We start from the raw sequence: 1536 nt of genomic DNA on the forward strand, positions 1-1536 counted from the left end.
AGGTATTTATTTCAGGGTTTCATGCCTCCAAATTTAAAATTATTAAATTTGTCTGAATATCTGCGGAATGTGGGTTAGACGATCGCAAAATCGGCAATATTAATCAGTCCCGCTGACACATTGGTGAGAGTTGCTAAAAGTTGATCTGAACTGGTAACTCGGAGCAAAGTAGAATTATTTTCTACAACAATGCTGAGTTGCGAAAAGCTTAAACCACCAATCAAGCCGATCGAATCCAGGCCGTCTTGAAAGTCTAAAATAGTCTCGCTGCCGAGGTCAACACCTAATATAAATCGATCGCTCCCAGTACCTCCAATCAGAGTATCATTACCCTCATCTCCAAACAGCCAATCATCCCCAGCACCGCCGAGTAAACTGTCCTCATCCTTACCGCCGTCAAGAGTATCGTTCCCAGCATCACCGCAGACAGTATCCTGACCTTCATTGCCAAACAGCAAATCGTTGCCCTCACCGCCGCAGATTTGGTCTTGGCCGCCCGCAGAGCCGATCGGCAAAAGGCTGCCAATATCCCCGTACACAGTATCTTCCCCGTCACCGCCACAGAGAGTATCGCTGCCCTCATCGCCAAACAGCAAATCGTTGCCCAAGTCTCCCAAGGCTAAATCATCGCCTTTACCACCGCGCACAGTATCATTGCCATCACCACCAGAAAGGGAATCTTCGAGTTCTTGCCCGTTCAAGTAATCGTCGCCACTGAGACCAAATAGCAAATCGCGACCTGTAGAATCGATGTCTAAAGGGTTAAGAGTACCACCGTATAAGGTGTCGTTACCCTCATCGCCAATTAAAGTATCGCTCTGTTTGTCTCCAAAAATTATGTCGTCATCTTTGCCACCGTAAGCAACATCTTCGTTCTCGCCGGCAAAAATTAAATCATCTTTAGCACCCCCGTTGAGGTAATCATCGCCCTCATTACCAAACAGCACGTCGCTATCTTTGGCAGAGGGAAGAATGGTTATATTTCCTAGATCGATGCTGAGGTAAGATCCGCCATAAATATTGTCATTGCCAGTGAAGCCAACCTCCAAGTCGTTACCATTTAAGCCGTCGATTTGGTCATTGGTAATCGAACCCTCCAGAAAGTCGTCGCTTTCTGTACCCTTGGTGGTGCTATTTGTTTGGTTGGGGCCGCGAATAGCAGTCTGGCTGGGAAAGGTTATCTGCTTGCAAATGCAATCTTCGTCTTGAGTTTCTGGTGTTGGCGTCGGAGTCGGAGTCGGCGTCGGAGTTGGAGTCGGAGTTGGCGTTGGAGTTTCCGTTGGAGTTGGCGTTGGAGTTGGCGTTGGAGTTGGCGTTGGAGTCGGAGTCGGCGTCGGAGTCGGCGTCGGAGTCGGAGTCGGAGTCGGCGTCGGAGTCGGCGTCGGAGTCGGAGTCGGAGTCGGCGTCGGAGTTGGCGTCGGAGTTGGCGTCGGAGTTGGAGTCGGAGTCGGCGTCGGAGTTGGCGTCGGAGTTGGCGTCGGAGTTGGAGTCGGAGTTGGCGTCGGAGTTGGAGTTGGAGTTGGAGTGGTAGTTGGA

Annotated in this window: 1 protein-coding gene; it reads right to left on the minus strand. The window is 50.5% G+C overall.

Features of this window, described 5'->3' with window-relative positions:
* Positions 1 to 74: 74 nt before the first annotated feature.
* A partial coding sequence (locus QUB70_RS16130; protein ID WP_332981849.1) for a calcium-binding protein occupies positions 75 to 1536 on the minus strand: 1462 nt, incomplete at its 5' end.

It is taken from the genome of Microcoleus sp. A003_D6 (genome assembly GCF_036702825.1).
Classification (GTDB): Bacteria; Cyanobacteriota; Cyanobacteriia; order Cyanobacteriales; family Microcoleaceae; genus Microcoleus.